The 16,720-nt window shown below is 69.6% G+C and carries 15 protein-coding genes; 13 read left to right on the top strand and 2 right to left on the bottom strand.

The features are described 5' to 3' along the window. Window positions 1–4 precede the first annotated feature (4 nt). Window positions 5–1,360 carry an NCS2 family permease gene (locus QE363_RS16140; protein ID WP_309696889.1) on the bottom strand — a complete coding sequence of 452 codons (1,356 nt, stop codon included), beginning with the start codon at window positions 1,358–1,360 and terminating at the stop codon, window positions 5–7. A gap of 208 nt (window positions 1,361–1,568) precedes the next feature. Here QE363_RS16140 and QE363_RS16135 point away from each other — a divergent pair, with 208 nt between their 5' ends. From QE363_RS16135 to QE363_RS16075, 13 genes are all read left to right on the top strand, one after another. Beyond that, window positions 1,569–3,116: an adenosine deaminase gene (locus QE363_RS16135; RefSeq protein ID WP_309696887.1), complete on the top strand. Its 1,548-nt coding sequence runs from the start codon at window positions 1,569–1,571 to the stop codon at window positions 3,114–3,116. Window positions 3,117–3,289: 173 nt separating this feature from the next. After that, entirely contained in the window at window positions 3,290–5,623 is a 2,334-nt protein-coding gene (locus QE363_RS16130; RefSeq protein WP_309696885.1) for a TonB-dependent receptor, read from the top strand. A 30-nt stretch (window positions 5,624–5,653) separates the two neighbouring features. After that, window positions 5,654–5,818 (top strand): hypothetical protein, encoded by a 165-nt coding sequence (locus QE363_RS16125; protein WP_309696884.1) that lies wholly within the window; start codon window positions 5,654–5,656, stop codon window positions 5,816–5,818. Beyond that, on the top strand, window positions 5,815–7,173 hold the full coding sequence (locus QE363_RS16120) for an AtzE family amidohydrolase (protein WP_309696882.1): 1,359 nt from the start codon (window positions 5,815–5,817) through the stop codon (window positions 7,171–7,173). The genes QE363_RS16125 and QE363_RS16120 overlap by 4 nt, the downstream gene beginning before the upstream one ends. Beyond that, entirely contained in the window at window positions 7,170–8,753 is a 1,584-nt protein-coding gene (locus QE363_RS16115) for a gamma-glutamyltransferase family protein (RefSeq protein ID WP_405053193.1), read from the top strand. Before QE363_RS16120 ends, QE363_RS16115 begins: the two co-directional genes overlap by 4 nt. After that, window positions 8,747–10,003 carry an allantoate amidohydrolase gene (locus tag QE363_RS16110; protein ID WP_309696880.1) on the top strand — a complete coding sequence of 419 codons (1,257 nt, stop codon included), beginning with the start codon at window positions 8,747–8,749 and terminating at the stop codon, window positions 10,001–10,003. Before QE363_RS16115 ends, QE363_RS16110 begins: the two co-directional genes overlap by 7 nt. Before the next feature lie 37 nt (window positions 10,004–10,040). After that, window positions 10,041–11,222 carry an alanine--glyoxylate aminotransferase family protein gene (locus QE363_RS16105; RefSeq protein ID WP_309698227.1) on the top strand — a complete coding sequence of 394 codons (1,182 nt, stop codon included), beginning with the start codon at window positions 10,041–10,043 and terminating at the stop codon, window positions 11,220–11,222. Further along, entirely contained in the window at window positions 11,219–12,121 is a 903-nt protein-coding gene (gene puuE / locus QE363_RS16100; protein WP_309696878.1) for an allantoinase PuuE, read from the top strand. Before QE363_RS16105 ends, puuE begins: the two co-directional genes overlap by 4 nt. Before the next feature lie 8 nt (window positions 12,122–12,129). Next, window positions 12,130–12,510, top strand: coding sequence for an oxalurate catabolism protein HpxZ (hpxZ, locus tag QE363_RS16095; RefSeq protein WP_309698226.1), 381 nt, complete (start codon window positions 12,130–12,132; stop codon window positions 12,508–12,510). Continuing rightward, a complete protein-coding gene (uraD, locus tag QE363_RS16090) occupies window positions 12,507–12,998 on the top strand; it encodes a 2-oxo-4-hydroxy-4-carboxy-5-ureidoimidazoline decarboxylase (RefSeq protein ID WP_309696876.1) in 492 nt (163 codons plus the stop codon). The genes hpxZ and uraD overlap by 4 nt, the downstream gene beginning before the upstream one ends. Then, on the top strand, window positions 12,995–14,416 hold the full coding sequence (locus QE363_RS16085) for an NAD(P)/FAD-dependent oxidoreductase (protein ID WP_309696874.1): 1,422 nt from the start codon (window positions 12,995–12,997) through the stop codon (window positions 14,414–14,416). Before uraD ends, QE363_RS16085 begins: the two co-directional genes overlap by 4 nt. Beyond that, the gene (gene uraH, locus QE363_RS16080; protein WP_309696872.1) at window positions 14,413–14,754 is read left to right on the top strand and encodes a hydroxyisourate hydrolase; all 342 of its coding nucleotides are present in this window, start codon (window positions 14,413–14,415) and stop codon (window positions 14,752–14,754) included. Before QE363_RS16085 ends, uraH begins: the two co-directional genes overlap by 4 nt. Window positions 14,755–14,782: 28 nt before the next feature. After that, a complete protein-coding gene (locus QE363_RS16075) occupies window positions 14,783–15,781 on the top strand; it encodes a bile acid:sodium symporter family protein (protein ID WP_309696870.1) in 999 nt (332 codons plus the stop codon). Between the two features lie 5 nt (window positions 15,782–15,786). Here the strand turns inward: QE363_RS16075 and QE363_RS16070 are convergent, their stop codons facing one another. Next, the gene (locus QE363_RS16070; RefSeq protein ID WP_309696868.1) at window positions 15,787–16,695 is read right to left on the bottom strand and encodes a LysR family transcriptional regulator; all 909 of its coding nucleotides are present in this window, start codon (window positions 16,693–16,695) and stop codon (window positions 15,787–15,789) included. Between the last annotated feature and the right edge of the window lie 25 nt (window positions 16,696–16,720).

The raw sequence follows: 16,720 nt of genomic DNA, 5'->3' as shown, positions 1-16,720 counted from the left end.
CGCCTCACGCCGCTCCCATCCAGACGAAGCGCGCGACGAACAGGGCGGCGAGCAGGAACAGGAACCAGTCGGCCCGCGTCGCCTGTCCGCGCGCCGCCTTCAATATGGCATGCGCGGTGATGCCGAAGGCCAGGCCATTGGCGATGGAGAAGGTCAGCGGGATCATCGCGACGGTCAGGAAAGCCGGGATCGCCGCCAGCGGATCGTCCCACTTCACCTCGGCCAGCGGCAGCAGCATCAGCCCGCCGACGACGATCAGCGCGGGCGCGGTGGCGGCCAGCGGCACCAGCTGCGCATAGGGCGCGACGAACATCATCAGCAGGAACAACAGGCCGGTGACGATGGCGGTCAGCCCGGTGCGCCCGCCCGCCTGCACCCCCGCCGCGCTTTCGACATAGCTGGTGACGGTGCTGGTGCCCGCCACCGCGCCGACCATGGTCGCCACCGCATCGGTCAGGAGGATGCGGTTCAGGCCGGGAATCCGACCCGCCGCGTCGATCAGCCCGGCGCGCTTGGTCACCGCGACCAGCGTGCCGATATTGTCGAACAGGTCGACGAACAGGAACACGAACAATATCTCGAACAGGCCCAGCCCGTGCCGCCCGCCCGCCCCGAACACGCCGGGCAGGTCGATGCGGAACGCGGTCTCGGTCAGCATGGTCAGGCTATAGGGCTCGGGCTTCACCGTGACCTGGCCCGTCATCCAGGCGACGGCGGTGGTGACGACGATCCCGATCAGCATCGCGCCGCGCACGTTCCAGATGCTCAGCATCGCGATCAGCAACAGCCCCAGCAGCGCGAGCGCCGCGCCCGGCTGGGTCAACGGGCCCAGCGTCACCAGCGTCGCGGGGCTGGCGACGACGATCCCGGCATTCCTCAGCCCGATGAAACCGATGAACAGCCCGATCCCGCCCGCCACCGCCGCGAACAGATGCGACGGAATGACCGAGACGATCAGCTGTCGCACCCCGGTCAGCGTCAGGATCAGGAAGCAGACGCCCGAGATCAGCACGCACCCCAGCGCGACCGGCCAGGGGATGCCCATCTGCTGGACGACGGTGAAACTGAAATAGGCGTTCAGGCCCATGCCCGGCGCCAGCGCCAGCGGCACATTGGCGACCATCCCCATCAGGATCGAGGCGAAGGCGGCGGCGAAGCAGGTGGCGGCGGCGACCGCCGCGACCGGCATCCCCGCCTGTCCCAGGATCGCGGGGTTCACCAGCACGATATAGGCCATGGTCAGAAACGTGGTGGTTCCCGCCAGCACCTCCGTCCGCAGCGAAGTGCCGCGCTCGCGCAACAGGAAACGGCGTTCCAGCGCGGTCGATGCCGGTCCTTCTGTCGCTGCCCTATCTGTCATTGTGTCCCCCGAAATCCGCCTCACGGGCGTCATGCCATTCACCGCCCGACCGATCTACATCAATGAACGGGATAGATCGTTGCAAAAATGAGCGCACCCCTTGGTACGCCCCGCGCGCGGTTTAAGGCAACGCGACGTGCCGGATATTGCGATGGGCGGAGCGGAATCCGCCCCCTAGACAGGCGGGCATCATCAAGGGGGATAGCGAATGAACGCCCGTTGCAATGACGGTCGCAGGGGCAGGCGCGGGCGCGCCGGTGGGACCTGCGCGATGCTGGTGCTGGCGGCGGCGATGCTCGGCGGGGCGGCCGCACCGACATCGCCCGAGGCACGGACCGCCGCCTATCTGGACCGTATCGCGGACAGCCCGCCACGGCTGCGCATGTTCCTGCAAGTCATGCCCAAGGGCGGCGACCTGCACAATCACGCGGGCGGCGCGGTCTATGCCGAGGATATGCTGCAATGGGCGGCGGCGGAGGGACTGTGCCTGTCGACCGATCCCGTCGGGGTGGCGCCCGCACCCTGCGACGCGCCCGGCCGGGTCGCGGCGGCGGATCTGGTCCGCAACTATCCGCGCTATGCCGCCTTTGTCGACGCCTTCTCCACGCGTGGCTTCGAAGCCGGGACCGGCGATCCGCGCATATCCGGCTATGATCGATTCTTTGCCACCTTCGGTGCCTTCTGGCCGATCGCTGCACGGCATGGCGGCAAGGTGCTCGCCCTGGCGCGCCAGCAGGCCGCCGCCGATGGCGTGTCCTATGCCGAGTTGAGCACCGGCTCGGCCGCGACGCAGCCCTTGCTGGCCAAGGTCGGGGAAGGCGATGTGGGCGATCTGGCCGCGCTCTATGCCAGGATCGCGCCCGAACTGCCCCGCGCGGTGCAGGCGACGCGGGCGGAATATGACGCCTATGAGGCGGAGATGGCATCGATCGACGGTTGCGCCACGGCCAACCCGAAGCCCGCCTGCGCCACGGAAATCCGGTATCAATATGCCGCCATCCGCACCCGGCCGCCGGTGCAGGTCTTCGCCGAACTCGCGCTGGGATTTGCGCTGGCGCAGGGCGACCCGCGCTTCGTGGCGGTCAATATCGTCGCGCCCGAACATGATCCGGTCGCGCTGCGCGACTATGCGCTGCACATGCGGATGCTGCGCTTCCTGAAGGCGCGCTATCCCGCCGTTCCGCTGTCGCTGCACGCGGGCGAACTGACACTGGGGCTGGTCCCCCCGCGCGACCTGGCCTTTCATATCCGGGACGCGGTGGAGGTCGCGGGCGCGCGCCGGATCGGCCATGGTGTCGACATTTCCTATGAAACCGATGCCCGCGCCTTGCTCGCCCGCATGGCGCGCGACCGGGTGGCGGTGGAGATCAACCTGACCAGCAACGCGGTGATCCTGGGCGTGAAGGGGCGCGACCATCCGCTGTCGCTCTATCGCCAGGCGGGCGTGCCGGTGGTCCTGTCGACCGATGACGAGGGCGTCTCGCGCAGCGACATGACCAACGAATATCTTCGCGGAGTGACCGAGCAGAAGCTGCGCTACCCCGACCTCAAGCAGATGGCGCGCGACTCGCTGCACTATTCCTTCCTGCCGGGGGACAGCCTGTGGCGCGACCGTGCGGGCGGGGCGCGTGTCGCGGCCTGTGATCGCCTCGATACCCCCGCGTGCCGCGCCTTTACCGCGACCCATGTCAAGGCGCGGCTGGAGGCACGGCTCGAACGCGATTTGGATAGGTTCGAGCGGCAGAGCTTCGACTGACCAGCCCAAAGGGTGAGCGAAAAATGCGCGCGCTCGAGGCGGAATATTGCGCTTCTGCCGCCCCATTTGTCGGCGCTAACACAGCCCTCGAAAGCGGGCGGCGCCGCGCGACATCATCCGGCGGACGGTTGAGGAACGGCGCCCGGCCCATGCGAAATCAGGTGCGGGGGCAAATGATGAACTGGACGAAATGGTCGCTGCTGCTGTCTTGCGCGACGCTGCTGACCGATCCGTGCGCGGCGCAGGTCGCCACGCCGGCGACGCCGGCGGATGCGGCGCAGGAGGAATATCTGCCCGACATCGTCGTCACCGCCGAAAAGCGCGAGGCGGGGTTGCAGCAGGTGCCGCAGGCGATCACCGCGCTGACCGGCGATGCGCTGGTCGCGAACAACATCAACACCTTCCAGGACCTGAGCGCGCTGGCCCCCGGCCTGACCGTCGGCAATGCCGAGGGGGAGCGCACCACGCTCTCCATTCGCGGCGTCGGGCAGGAGGCGAACCAGAATGACGTCGCCGCGCCGTCCGTCTCCTATCACCAGGACGGCGTCTATATCGTGTCGCCCTTCGCGCTGGGCGGCAACTTCCTGGATGTGGGGCGGGTCGAGGTGCTGCGCGGGCCGCAGGGGACGCTGTTCGGCCAGAACTCGACCGGCGGCGCGATCAATCTGGTCACGGTCGCGCCCGCGCTCGACCGGACCGAGGGCTATGTCGATGCGGCCTATGGGTCGTTCGACTATCGCAACCTGCGCTCGGCGGTGAACCTGCCCATCGGATCGACGATGGCGGTGCGCGCGACGGGGAGCTGGCTGAAGCAGGACGGCACCACGACGAACATCCGGCTGGGGCAGAAGCTGGACCAGCGCAACGACGCCGCCTGGCGGTTCCAGCTGCTGTGGAAACCCGCCGACAATTTCCATATCGACCTGACCGCGCAGCAATTCCGCAGCGACACCAACGGACCCGCGCGCTTCGGTCTGCTCGATCCGACCCCGCGCCGCGACGCGGACGGCCACCGGCAACTGGCGCAGGACTCGCCGTCGCACCTGTTCCTGCGCTCGCAACTGTACAGCCTGGTCGCGACCTGGGACCTGCCGGGCTTCACCGTCAAATATCTGGGCAGCCACCAGCGCGAGGATGTCCGCAAATATCGCGACAACGACTTTTCCGACGTGGCGCTGGTGGGGCCGCTGGCCGTCGAGCGCAGCTTCTACGAGCGGCAGGACCAGGCGCATCGCTCCTATACCTCCGAACTGAACCTCGTGTCGCGCACGCCTTTGTTCGGCAGCGTCGACTGGGTGCTCGGCGCCTTCTGGTTCCAGCAGAAGATCGAGGCGCATTCGTTCGAGCGGGTGGATCGCAACCGCAACGGGGTGCTCGATCCGTTCAACGCGGTCGCCAATAACGGCCTGCCGCCCGCCGGGGACATCGGCTTCCAGAGCGATTTCTTCCCCGAGCGCCGCTCCTTCTCCTTTTACGGACAGGCGACATGGCATGCGACCGACCGGCTGCGGATGACCGGCGGGCTGCGCTATACCGACGACCGGGCGACCAATCGCAACTATAACTTCTTCACCCTGTCGACCGGCCGACCGACCGCGCTGATCACGTCGCAGGGGACGGCGGTGACGGGGCGCGCGGCGGTGGAGTTCGACCTGGGCCGCAATCGCATGGCCTATGCCTCCTATACGCGTGGGTTCAAGCCGGGCGGCAACAACCTGACCTATGGCATTGCCGACGTGGCTGAGGATCTGGTGTTCCGCACCTTCCGCCCGGAACGCATCGACGCCTATGAGCTGGGGTTGAAGGCCGACTTCCTCGACGGGCGGCTGCGCACCAATCTGGCCGGGTTCGGCTATGACTATGTCGACCTGCAATATATGACCAGCGACCCGCGCAACCGGTCGAGCGGCGTGGCCAATATCCCGCGCAGCCGTATCCTCGGCGCGGAAGCCGAAGTGACCTTCGCGCCCAGCCGCGACCTGCGGTTCAACACCGGCCTGACCCTGCTCGACAGCAAGGTCAGCGGCCATGCCCGCGCGCTGGACAGCGTGAATGCGACGGCGGCGGAGCGCAACCTGGTCGTCAACCAGCGGCTCAGCATCTTCGCGCCCGCCGTGACGCTGGCCCGCGCGGCGGTCATCGGCGATTTGTACGGCAACCAACTCGCCAAGACGCCCGCATTCAGCGCCACGGCGGGCGTGAACTGGGACCATCAGTTCGGCGACGGGCTGCGCGGCTATGCGTCCGGGTTGTTCATCCGGCGCGGCGCGATGCAGGCGCGCGTGTTCAACAATCCCGCGATCGACCGCATTCCCGGTTACAATCAGGTCAACTTGACCGGCGGCGTCCGGTTCGGCGGCGGCTGGGATGTCAGCCTGAGCGCGCAGAACCTGTTCGACACCGACGGCATCAGCACGCGCTTCACCGACGTGTTCGGCGTCAACGCCACCTTCGATCAGCTGATTCCGCCGCGCACCGTCATCGGCCGCGTGCGGTACAGCTTCTGACCGCGCGCCGAGCGATAGGGAGACGATAGCATGACGCAGCCGACGGAAGCCGAACGCAACGCAGCCATGCTTCAGGCCGAACGCCTGGGGCTGGCCCTTCCGGCAGCGGCACTGGACGGTGTCGTCACCAACCAGCAATTGCTGGCGCGGCATCATGCCGTCGTGCGCGAAGCTCTGGCGGAGGACGCGGAATGAGCGCGGTGCCCGAAACCGCCTGCGCCATCGCCGCCCAGGTTCGCGAGGGAAGGCTATCGGCCCGGCAGGTCGCGATCGACACGCTCGACCGGATCGCGCGGAACGATGGCCTGAACGCAGCCACCCGATTGCTGCGGGAGAGGGCGCTGGCCGATGCGGCGCGGGTCGACGCGGCGGTCGCCGCCGGACGCGATCCCGGTCCGCTCGCAGGGGTGCCCTTCGCGGTCAAGGACCTGTTCGACGTCGCCGGGGAGACGACCACCGCCGGTGCCCGGCAACGCGTGCTGGCACCGGCGGCGGCGCGTGATGCCGAGGTCGTCGCGCGGCTCTGTGCGGCGGGGGCGGTGCTGGTCGCGACGGCTAATATGGACGAGTTCGCTTATGGCTTCTCGACCGAGAATGCCCATTACGGCACCACTCGCAACCCGCATGATCCCGATCGACTGGCAGGCGGTTCGTCGGGCGGGTCAGCGGCGCTGGTCGGTGCGGGGCTGGTCCCGCTGGCGCTGGGATCGGATACCAACGGATCGATCCGCGTGCCCGCCAGCCTGTGCGGGATATTCGGGTTGCGGCCGAGCTTCGGCGCGCTGTCGGTCGAGGGCGTCTATCCCTTTGTCGAGCGGCTCGACACGGTCGGGTGCTTCGCCCGGTCGCCCGAGGATATGGCGCTCGCCCATGCGGTGATGCTCGGCGAGGCGTTGCCGCCGTTCGCGGGCGGGCGTCCTCGCGTCGCGGCGCTGGGCGGATGGTTCGCCGGGCGGGCCGATGCCGCCGTGCTTGCCGGGATCGATCGGATCGCCGCGCATCTGGAGGCGGGGCCGCCGGTCGTGCTGCGCTATGCCGCCGCCGCGCGGTCCGCCGGTTTCCTGCTGACCGGGGCCGAGGGTGGCCATCGCCACCTGCCCGCGTTGCGCCGCGACGCAATGGCGTTCGATCCAGCGACGCGCGACCGGCTGATCGCGGGGGCGCTCCAGCCGGTGGCCGCCGTCCGCGATGCCGAGGCGGTCGCGGCGCGCTTCGTGACCGAGGTCGCCGACGCGCTGGCCGGGCATGACCTGCTGCTGGCCCCCGCGACGCCGATGCCCGCGCCCCGGATCGATGCGACGACGATCGTCATCGACGGCCAGACGCTGTCCGCGCGCGCCGATCTGGGCCTGCACACCCAGCCGCTGAGCCTGGCGGGGGTGCCGATCCTCTCGGTGCCGCTGGCCCAGGCCGAGGGGGTGCTGCCGATCGGCGTGCAGTTGATCGCCGCGCCGGGGCGTGAGGCGCTGTTGTTCGAGACGGCGGCGGCGCTGGTCGCGGCGGGGCTGGTGGCCTGTCCGCCCGTTCCTCGTCTGGCGGAGGCGGCATGATGCGCGCGACCCCTCGTTCCCTGCGCGGCATGGTCAGCGCCCCGCACCATCTGGCGGCCCAGGCCGGGCGCGACGTGCTGGCCGAGGGCGGCAGCGCGGTCGAGGCGGCGGTGGCGACGGCCGCCTGCCTCGCCGTCGTCTATCCACACATGACCGGGATCGGCGGCGACGGCTTCTGGCTGGTGGCCGAGCCGGACGGCCGGACCTGGGCGATCGACGGCTGCGGCGCGGCGGCGATGGCGGCGGACCGCGCGCTGTACCGCGACCATGCGACCATTCCGTGGCGCGGGGCCCTGGCGGCGAACACGGTGGCAGGGACCGTCGCGGGGTGGCAGGCGGCGCTGGCGCAGAGCGGTGCGACCCTGCCGCTCGACCGGCTGCTGCGCGATGCCATCCATCACGCGCGGAGCGGCGTGGTCGTTACGGCGGGCGGAGCGCAGGTTGCAGCCGCCGCGTCGCCCGCACTACGCGACCTGCCCGGCGCCTATGCATCCATCTTCGAACCCGAAGGCCGTCCGCTGGTCGAGGGGGACCTGCTCCGCCAGACCGCGCTGGCGGCGACGCTGGAGCGATTGGCGGGGGAGGGGCTGGACGGCTTCTATCGCGGCGCGCTGGCACAGATAATTGCCGACGACCTCGCCCAGCTCGGCAGTCCGCTTGCGGCGGCCGACCTCGCCGCCTTCGACGCGCGCAATGTCGCGCCGCTGGAGGTGGCGATCACCGGGGCGCGCCTGTTCAACCTGCCGCCGCCGACGCAGGGGGTGGCGTCGCTGCTGATCCTGGCGCTGTTCGACCGGCTGCGCGCAGGTGAGGCCGATGGGTTCGACCATGTCCACCGGCTGGTCGAGGCGACGAAGCAGGCGTTCCGCTGGCGCGACGCGCATGTCGGCGATCCGGCGACGATGACGCAGGATGCGCAGGCGTTGCTGCGCGATGCCGCCGCGCTGGACCGCATGGCGGGGGCGATCGACCCCGACCGCGCCGCGCCATGGCCGCATCCCCCGGCGCTGGGCGATACCACCTGGTTCGGCGCGGCCGATGCGCGCGGCCAGGTCGTCAGCTGTATCCAGAGCACCTATTTCGAGTTCGGATCGGGCATCGTCCTGCCCCGGACCGGCATCGTGTGGCAGAACCGGGGATGCTCCTTCGCGCTCGACGGTGACGGCCCCAACCGGCTGCGACCCGGTGCGCGACCCTTCCACACGCTGAACCCGGCGCTGGCGCGGTTCGACGATGGCCGGGTCATGGCGTACGGCACGATGGGGGGCGAGGGACAGCCGCAGACCCAGGCGGCGATTTTCACTCGCCATGCGCTGTTCGGCCAGCCCCTGCAGGCGGCGGTGGACGCCCCGCGCTGGCTGCTCGGGCGGACCTGGGGCGACCAGAGCACGACGCTGAAGATCGAGGCGGGGTTCGACCCGGCCTTGTACGACCGACTGGCGGCGGCGGGCCATGCGGTCGAACGCGTACCCGGCCGGTCGTCGATGATGGGCCATGCCGGGGCGATCCTGCGCCATCCCGGCGGGATGATCGAGGGCGCGGCCGATCCGCGCAGCGACGGCATGGTGGCGACATGGTGACGACGACCGCATCCGGCGCGCGCGCGGTGGCACGCTGTCTCGAGCTGTCGCGGGCACCCTATAGCGACCGGGCGGACCGGCTGTTTCGCGGCTGGCTGACGCCTGCCTATCGCGCGACGATCGAACGCGTCGGGGCATGGATGGAGGCGGCGGGCATGTCGGTCCGCCATGACGCCGCCGTCAACCTGATCGGCCGCTATGAGGGCACGCGCCCGGACGCGCCCGCGCTGGTGATCGGCAGCCATCTCGACAGCGTGCGCGATGCGGGGGCCTATGACGGGCCGCTGGGCGTGATGCTGGGCATCGAATGCGTCGCCGCGCTTCATGCCGAGGGACGTCGCATGCCCTTCGCGATCGAGGTGATCGGCTTCGGCGACGAAGAGGGGTCGCGCTTTCCCGCCGCGATGCTGGGCAGCCGCGCGGTGGCGGGCACGCTGACGCCGGGCGCAGCCGACATGGCCGATGCGGCGGGGATCTGCGTCGATACCGCGTTGCGTGAGTTCGGCAGCGAGGCCGCCGCGCTCGCCACGGCACGTCGCGCGCCGGGCACGATGCTCGCCTATCTGGAAGCGCATATCGAACAGGGGCCGGTGCTGGAGGCCGAGGGGCTGGCACTGGGGGTCGTGACCGGCATCGCCGCGCAACTCCGCCTAGAGGTTACGGTAAACGGCGTCGCGGGCCATGCCGGAACCGTCACCATGCCCTTGCGCCGCGACGCGCTGGCCGCCGCCGCGCGCATGGTGTCGGCGGTCGAGGACATTGCGGTCGCCGCCGCGTCCGACCTGGTCGCGACGGTCGGCCGGATCGAGGTCGCGCCGGGGGCGGCGAACGTGATCGCGGGCGAGGTGCGCTTCACCATCGACATTCGCGCAGGCGCGACCGACCGCCGCGACCGCGCCGCCGCCGCGATCGGTGAGGCTATGAACGTCATCGCGCGCGATCGGGGCGTGACCCTCACCGTCACGACGGTCCACGACCTGCCGCCATGCCCATGCGATCCGGGACTGATGGATCTGCTCGACGCGGCGGTCGTCGCCACCGGGCAGGGCTCGCGGCGGCTGATGTCAGGCGCGGGGCATGACGCGATGGCGATGGTCGCGCTGGGGCCGGTCGCGATGCTGTTCCTGCGCTGTGCCGGGGGGATCAGCCACAACCCGGCCGAACATGTCGACCCGGCCGATGCCGATGCCGCCTTTGCCGCGATGCGCGGCTTTATCGACCGATTGGGAGAAGATTATCGTGACGCCTGATCTATTTGGCGAGATCGATCCGCCGCAGCGGCTGCTGATGGGGCCGGGGCCGGTCAATGCCCATCCGCGCGTGCTGCGCGCGATGAGTGCGGACCTGCTCGGCCAGTTCGATCCGGAAATGACCGGTTATATGAACCAGGTCATGGCGCTGTACCGTCCGGTGTTCGGGACCGAGAACCACTGGACCTTCCTGATCGATGGCACCGCGCGCGCGGCGATCGAGGCGTCATTGGTGTCGCTGCTCGCACCGGGGGACCGGCTGCTGGTCGTCGATTTCGGCCGCTTCGGGCTGTTGTTGCAGGAGATTGGCGAGCGGATCGGCGCGCAGGTCGAGCGGCTGTCGGTCCCCTGGGGTGAAACCGTGCCGCTCGACGCCATCGCGGCCGCGATCGAGCGGACCGCGCCGATGGTGGTCGCCTGCGTCCATGGCGACACCTCGACCACCATGGCGCAGCCGCTCGACGGGGTGGGGGCGCTGGCACAAGCGGCGGGCGCGTATCTCTATGTCGATGCGACCGCGACGATCGGCGGGATGGAGATCGCCGCCGACCGCTGGGGGGCGGACATCGTCACCGGCGGCTTGCAGAAATGCCTGGGCGGTCCGTCGGGATCGGCCCCGATCACCGTCTCGCCCCGCGCCGCCGAGCGCATCCTGGGGCGTCGCCATGTCGAAAAGGGCATTCGCCGCGACGACATTGTCGATGCGGGCGGGGTGCGGATCGGCACCAACTATTTCGACCTCGCCATGATCATGGACTATTGGTCGGAGAAGCGGCTGAACCACCATACCGAAGCGACGACGATGCTCTACGGCGCGCGCGAATGCGCCCGCGTGGCGCTGGGCGAGGGGCTGGAGGCGCGGTTCGCGCGCCATGCGGCGGCGGGCCGGGCGGTGGTGGCCGGGGCCCGCGCGCTGGGGCTGGAGGTGTTCGGCGACGATCGCTTCCGCATGACCAACGTCACCGGCATCGTCATCCCGCCCGGCGTCGACGGCGAGCGGGTGCGCGCCCGGATGCGCGAGGATTTCGAGATCGAGATCGGCACTGCCTTCGGCCCGCTCCAGGGCAAGGTCTGGCGGATCGGCGCGATGGGCTACAACGCGATGAAGCACAAGGTGCTGCTGACGCTCGCCGCGCTGGAGGCGGTGTTGCGGGCCGAGGGGATGGCATTGCCCTCCGGCGCCGGGGTCGATGCCGCGCTCGAAAGCTATGCCGCATGACCGCGTCGCGCGATCTGGTGGGCTATGGCGCGTCGCCGCCCGATCCCCGCTGGCCCGGCGGCGCGCGCGTCGCGGTGCAGTTCGTCGTCAATGTCGAGGAAGGCGCGGAGAACAGCGTCCTGAACGGCGATGCCGGGTCGGAGGCGTTCCTGTCGGAGATGGTCGGCGCGGCCAGCCATCCCGCGCGCGCCATGGCGATGGAAAGCCTGTACGAATATGGCGCGCGTGCCGGTTTCTGGCGGCTGCACCGGCTGTTCGCCGAGCGACAGGTGCCGGTGACGGCCTTCGCCGTCGCCACCGCCATGGCCGCCAATCCGGCGGCGGTCGACGCGATGCTGGCCGCCGATTGGGAGATCGCCAGCCACGGCTATCGCTGGATCGACTATCAATATGTCCCGCCCGAGGTGGAGCGTGCGCATATCGCCGAGGCGATCGCGCTGCACACGCGGTTGACCGGCACGCGCCCGCTGGGCTGGTACCAGGGGCGCACCTCGCCCGCGACCGCCGCGCTGGTCGCCGCCGAGGGCGGGTTCGTCTATGACGCCGACAGCTATGCCGACGACCTGCCCTATTGGGATCGTCGCCATGCCGGGGCGAATGGCGGGCGGGCGCAACTGATCGTGCCCTATACGCTCGACGCCAATGACATGAAGTTCGTCGCCTATAACGGCTTTGCCGATGGCGAACCCTTTTTCCGCTATCTGCGCGACACGTTCGAGCAATTGCGGGCCGAGGGCGGGCGGATGATGTCGGTGGGCTTGCACGGGCGTATCGTCGGACGGCCCGGCCGCGCGGCGGCGCTGGCCCGCTTCGTCGATCATGTGATCGCCAGCGGCGACGCGTGGATCGCGCGCCGCATCGATATCGCGCGACACTGGCAACAGGTGCACCCGGCATGACGCCCGAGATGATGATCGACGATCCGCAGGTGGTGGCCGAGGTCATGGCCGCCTTCACCGCTTATGAAGCCGCGCTGATGGCCGATGACGTGCCCGCGATGGACCGGCTGTTCCACGATCATCCGACCACGATCCGCTATGGCGTGGGCGAGGTGCTGTATGGCGCGGAGGCCATCCGCGCCTTTCGCAAGGGGCGGGGCGGATCGCCGCAACGTCGGCTCGGAACGGTCGCCATCCACAGCTTCGGCCGCGACCATGCCACCGCCAACGCCGAATTCTTCCGCGAAGGCGATGCCCGGCGCGGGCGGCAGAGCCAGACCTGGGTGCGCTTTCCCGATGGGTGGAAGGTCGTCGCCGCGCATGTCTCGATCGAGGGGGCGGGATCATGACCGATAGCGATTTCAATGCTATGTCGAGCGAGGCTTTCGTCGCGCGCTATGCGAGCGTGGTCGAGCATTCGCCCTGGGTGGTCGAACGCGCGGCGGCGCGGCGGCCCTTTGCCGATCTGGCGGAGGGAATCGTGGCGGTGCTCGCCGACGCCACGCCCGAGGAGCGGCTGTCGGTGATCCGCTCCCATCCCGAACTGGCGGGGCGCGCCGCGATCGCGGGTACGCTGACCGAGGAGTCGCGCAGCGAGCAGGCCTCGGCCGGGCTGGACCGCATGACCCCGCAAGAGTTCGAGCGCTTCCATGCGCTGAACGCCGCCTATGGTGAGCGATTCGGCTTTCCCTTCGTCATCTGTGTCCGGCGGACCGACCGGGCGGGCATATTGCGCGCCATGGCCGAGCGGCTGGGCAACGACCGCGAGGCCGAGGTCGAAACCGCGCTGGCTGAGATCGGCCATATTGTCCGCCTGCGACTGGAGACCCTGGCATGACCCAACCCATCGGCCTGGCCGCCCTGGCCCACCAGGTCGCGACCGATCTCGAACGGCTGGCGCATGGCGGCCCCGCCTGGACGGTGCCTCAGCCCATGGCGGAGGGCCATGTCCATGACGTCATCATCGTCGGCGGCGGGCAGAGCGGGCTGGGCGCGGCGTTCGGGCTGCTGCGCGAGCGCGTGTCGAACATCCTCGTCCTCGACGAAAACCCGGCGGGCTATGAGGGGCCGTGGGACACCTATGCGCGGATGATGACGCTGCGCACGCCCAAGCACCTGACCGCGATCGACCTGGGGATCCCCTCGCTGACCTTCCGCGCTTTCTGGGAAGCGCAGCATGGGGCGGAAGGATGGGACGCGTTGGAGAAGATCCCGCGCCGCGACTGGATGGCCTATCTGCGCTGGTATCGCGCCGTCCTGAACCTGCCCGTGCGCAACGAGGCGCGGGTGACGCTGATCGAGCCGCTGGGCGGGCGGTTCCGCGTCCACCTCGCCGACGGTGCGCCGCTGCTCGCGCGCAAGGTCGTGCTGGCGACCGGCATCCAGGGGGGCGGCAACTGGCATGTGCCCGAACTGGTGCGCGATCGGCTGCCCGCGAACCGCTATGCCCATACCTCGGCGGCGATCGACTATGCGGGGCTGGCCGGAAAGCGCATCGCGTTGCTGGGGGCGGGGGCCTCGGCGTTCGACAATGCCCATGCCGCGCTGTCCGCCGGGGTGGCCGAGGCGCATGTCTTCGTCCGCCGCCCGGAACTGCCGCGCGTCAATCCGATCCGGCATATGGAGCGCAGCGGGATCATCGGCCGCTTCCCCGCGCTCGACGATGCCGCCAAATACCGAATGATGGTCGCTTTTTTCGACCGCAGCCAGCCGCCGACCAACGACACGTTCGACCGCGCGTCGGCGCTGCCCGGCTTTCACCTGCATCTCGGCACGCCTTGGCTGGACGTGGCGGATACCGGCGACGCGGTCGCGGTCACCACCCCGCGCGGGACCGAGACGTTCGACTTCCTCGTCCTGTCGACCGGGCTGGTCACCGATCCTGCGTTGCGCCCCGAACTGGCACTGGTCGCCGACGGCATCGCGCGCTGGTCCGACCGCTATCGCCCGGCGGAGGCGTCGCATCCGCTGATCGATGCGCATCCCTATCTGGGGCCGCAATTCCAGCTATTGCCGCGCACGCCCGACGATGCGGCGGCGCTGCACGGGCTGTTCGCGTTCAACTATTCGGGGCTCATCAGTCTCGGCTTGTCGGCCTCCGCGCTGTCGGGACTGCGCCACGCCTTGCCCCGGCTGGTGGCGGGGGTGGCCGACCAGCTGTTCCTCGACGACCGCGATGCGATGATCGCCGCCTATCTCGACTATGACGAGCCCGAATTCATCGGGGCATGGCCGCGCACGGGGGCGGTGGCATGAGTGCGACCCTGTCCACCCATGTTCTCGACACCGCGCATGGCCGGCCGGCGGCGGGCATCGCCGTCACGCTGCTCGACGGCGACGCAATGCGGTTGTTCGATGGCGTGACCAATGCCGATGGGCGCTGTCCCGCGCTGGCCGCCGTGCCGGTTTCGCCGGGACGCCATGCATTGTGCTTCGCGGTCGCCGACTATTTCCGCGCCGCCGGAGTGGAACTGCCCGATCCGCCCTTTCTCGACCGGGTGACGATCGATTTCGGCATCGCGCCGGAGGGGGGGCATTATCACGTGCCGCTGCTCGTCTCGCCCTACAGCTATTCCACCTATCGGGGCAGCTGATCCCGTTCCTTCCCGCCGGAGTGCCCCGATGATCCGTCGCCTGCTCGCCACGATCGAGCCCTATGTCCTGATGCTGCTGGCGACCGTGCTGATCGCCACGCTGCTGCCGCCGCGCGGTGTCGGCGTGCGCGTCTTCGATCTTGCCGCCGATACCGCGATCGTCGCGCTGTTCTTCGTCCATGGCGCGAAACTGTCGCGCAGCGCCCTGCTGGCGGGGGCGCGGCACTGGCGGTTGCATGCGGCGATCCTGGCGACCAGCTTTCTGCTGTTCCCGCTGCTGGGGCTCGCCATCGCGGGCAGCGGCCTGCCGTCGCCCAGCCTCGCCACCGGCCTGTTGTTCCTGACCCTGCTGCCCTCGACCGTGCAATCCTCGATCGCCTTTACCGCGATCGCGCGCGGCAATGTCGCGGCGGCGGTGTGCAGCGCCTCGCTGTCCAACCTGCTGGGCATCGCCGTCACGCCCGCGCTGGCCGCCCTGCTGCTTCCGGGCACCGGGGGCGTCGAGCTGTCGTTCGACAGCGTGCGGGCGATCGTCCTGCAATTGCTGGTGCCGTTCGCGGCGGGGCATATGCTGCGCCCCTGGATCGGCGCGTGGATCGCGGCGCGCAAGCGGCTGGTGACGACGCTCGATCGCGGATCGATCCTGCTGGTCGTCTATACCGCTTTCGGTGCGGCGGTGAGCCAGGGGCTGTGGTCGCAGGTCGGCGCGCTGGAGCTGGCGGAACTCGTCGGATGGTGCGCGCTGCTGCTGACGGTGGTGTTGGTACTGACCGGCGTGATGGCGCGGGCGATGAAGCTGGCGCCCGAGGACGCGGTCGTGATGCGCTTCTGCGGGTCGAAGAAGAGCCTGGCGACGGGCGTGCCGATGGCGGGCGTGCTGTTCCCGCCCGCGCAGGTCGGCGTCGTCCTGCTGCCGGTCATGGTGTTCCACCAGTTGCAGCTGATCGCCTGCGCCTTCCTCGCGCGGCGGCTGGCGGACGCGGTGGAGGCGGAGCCCGCCATGCCGCGCGCGGTGGCGTCAGGATAGGTCGGCTATTCGCCCAGCCGGGCGAACTCCTCCTTCAGCATGTCGACAAAGGTGCTGAGATAGATGGGCAACACCCGGCCGCGTTGAAGCAGCATCGACACGCTGGCCGGGCGGACGATCCCCTCGGCCAGCGGAACCCAGCAGAGTTCGCCCGCCGCCAGCTCGCGCTCCAGCCCGATGCGCGAGAGGAAGGCGATGCCGACCCCGGCGCGCACCAGATTCTTCAGCGTATCGATCCGCTCGACCGTGGCGACCCGCTTGAGCGGAACGTCGCTCATGTCGAACAGATCGTGCAGCACGCTCTGCTTCAGCCAGTCGTCATGCGGCGTCACCACCGCATGGGGAACGCAGTCGGACAGGGTCACACGGTCGAGGGTGGACAGGGGATGGCCCGGCGGGGTGATGACGCCGATCGGCGTCTGGACATGCGCCACCGTCGCGGTGCGCGCGGTGCCCGTCAGGTCGAAGGCGCAGATGACATCCGCCTCCTTGGACAGCAGTTCCGCCTTCACCCGGTGATTGTCGCCCGCGAGCAGCGAGAACTCGATCAGCGGGAAGCGTTCCTTGTAGCGGACGATGGTGCGCGGCACGAGGTCGTCGGCCAGGCTCTCGGCGGCGGCGATCCGGATATGGCCCCGCTCCCCGCCGCGCAGCCGCAGCATCTCGTGGCGTAGCGCGACGCTCTCGCGCTTCCACCGCCGGATATAGGCCAGCAACGCCTCGCCCGCAGCGGTGGGGCGTATCCCGCGCGGCATGCGGACGAACAGTTGCACGTCCAGCTCCTCTTCGAGCTGCAACAGCTGCCGGTTGACCGCCGAGGATGCGATGTTGAGCGATTCCGCCGCCTTGCGGATCGAGCCGTGGCGGATCGCCTGATCGAAATAGATCAACCCGGTCTTGATGAGGGCCATCATCGTCCTCGTGTCGCCATCCGGGTCG

This window comes from Sphingomonas sp. SORGH_AS_0870, assembly GCF_031453175.1.
Classification (GTDB): Bacteria; Pseudomonadota; Alphaproteobacteria; order Sphingomonadales; family Sphingomonadaceae; genus Sphingomonas.
This window is presented reverse-complemented; position numbering and strand designations above follow the sequence as displayed.

Excerpts from the sequence above, each read along its gene's own strand:
- uraH (WP_309696872.1), top strand. The coding sequence starts at position 14,413 with ATGAGTGCGACCCTGTCCACCCATGTTCTCGACACCGCGCATGGCCGG.
- QE363_RS16105 (WP_309698227.1), top strand. The coding sequence starts at position 10,041 with ATGGGGCCGGGGCCGGTCAATGCCCATCCGCGCGTGCTGCGCGCGATG.
- puuE (WP_309696878.1), top strand. The coding sequence starts at position 11,219 with ATGACCGCGTCGCGCGATCTGGTGGGCTATGGCGCGTCGCCGCCCGAT.
- QE363_RS16135 (WP_309696887.1), top strand. The coding sequence starts at position 1,569 with ATGAACGCCCGTTGCAATGACGGTCGCAGGGGCAGGCGCGGGCGCGCC.
- QE363_RS16085 (WP_309696874.1), top strand. The coding sequence starts at position 12,995 with ATGACCCAACCCATCGGCCTGGCCGCCCTGGCCCACCAGGTCGCGACC.
- hpxZ (WP_309698226.1), top strand. The coding sequence starts at position 12,130 with ATGATGATCGACGATCCGCAGGTGGTGGCCGAGGTCATGGCCGCCTTC.
- QE363_RS16115 (WP_405053193.1), top strand. The coding sequence starts at position 7,170 with ATGATGCGCGCGACCCCTCGTTCCCTGCGCGGCATGGTCAGCGCCCCG.
- QE363_RS16125 (WP_309696884.1), top strand. The coding sequence starts at position 5,654 with ATGACGCAGCCGACGGAAGCCGAACGCAACGCAGCCATGCTTCAGGCC.
- QE363_RS16075 (WP_309696870.1), top strand. The coding sequence starts at position 14,783 with ATGATCCGTCGCCTGCTCGCCACGATCGAGCCCTATGTCCTGATGCTG.
- uraD (WP_309696876.1), top strand. The coding sequence starts at position 12,507 with ATGACCGATAGCGATTTCAATGCTATGTCGAGCGAGGCTTTCGTCGCG.
- QE363_RS16110 (WP_309696880.1), top strand. The coding sequence starts at position 8,747 with ATGGTGACGACGACCGCATCCGGCGCGCGCGCGGTGGCACGCTGTCTC.
- QE363_RS16130 (WP_309696885.1), top strand. The coding sequence starts at position 3,290 with ATGATGAACTGGACGAAATGGTCGCTGCTGCTGTCTTGCGCGACGCTG.
- QE363_RS16070 (WP_309696868.1), bottom strand. The coding sequence starts at position 16,695 with ATGATGGCCCTCATCAAGACCGGGTTGATCTATTTCGATCAGGCGATC.
- QE363_RS16120 (WP_309696882.1), top strand. The coding sequence starts at position 5,815 with ATGAGCGCGGTGCCCGAAACCGCCTGCGCCATCGCCGCCCAGGTTCGC.
- QE363_RS16140 (WP_309696889.1), bottom strand. The coding sequence starts at position 1,360 with ATGACAGATAGGGCAGCGACAGAAGGACCGGCATCGACCGCGCTGGAA.